Source organism: Psychrobacter sp. 1U2, from assembly GCF_051847575.1.
Genome location: NZ_JBPYDC010001517.1, coordinates 1 through 584, shown reverse-complemented (window position 1 = coordinate 584; position 584 = coordinate 1). Strand labels below are relative to the sequence as shown.

Genomic DNA, 584 nt, shown 5'->3' with positions numbered 1-584 from the left:
CCCTGACAGCTTAGGTATTTATTATACTTGGGACGCGCATACTGATAGCCATGACGCCATGCGCAACTGTATCTCTAATGTGCGAGCAGCTGGACTGCCCATTAAAATGGCAGCGAATCGACTATTAGCACTAATGAAAAAATCTTGTGAACTTAAACTATCCGGTGTTGATTTAAAAGATGAGCAAGAGCTGCCAACCCTAGATCAAAGTCAACCAGCGATAAAACTGCTATAAAATAAATTGCATAAATTATTGTCATGACAAGGAGTCCGACATGAAACTTGAAGCTACAAAATCCTGTAAAGAATTAATTGAACTACTAAAATCTAAGCACGGTGACCTGATGTTCCATCAATCTGGTGGTTGCTGCGATGGTAGCTCACCGATGTGTTATCCGTTGGGCGAGTTTAAAGTTGGCGGGCAAGATGTGTTAGTCGGTGAGCTTGCAGGCTGTCCATTTTATATGGGTAAAGCACAATATAAACTATGGCAGCATACCGATCTAACTATCGATGTGGTAGACGGTCGCGGTGCGAGTTTTTCACTTGAGATACCAGAGGGCAAACGCTTTATCGTGCGCTCG

Annotated in this window: 2 protein-coding genes; both read left to right on the top strand. The window is 43.2% G+C overall.

Annotation, left to right across the window (positions count from 1 at the left end; all coding sequences use genetic code 11):
* Positions 1-235: ethanolamine ammonia-lyase light chain EutC (locus ACS8FD_RS22940; RefSeq protein ID WP_439277554.1), on the top strand; the 235-nt coding region annotated here is incomplete at its 5' end.
* A 40-nt stretch (positions 236-275) separates the two neighbouring features.
* Positions 276-584: DUF779 domain-containing protein (locus ACS8FD_RS22935; protein ID WP_439277553.1), on the top strand; the 309-nt coding region annotated here is incomplete at its 3' end.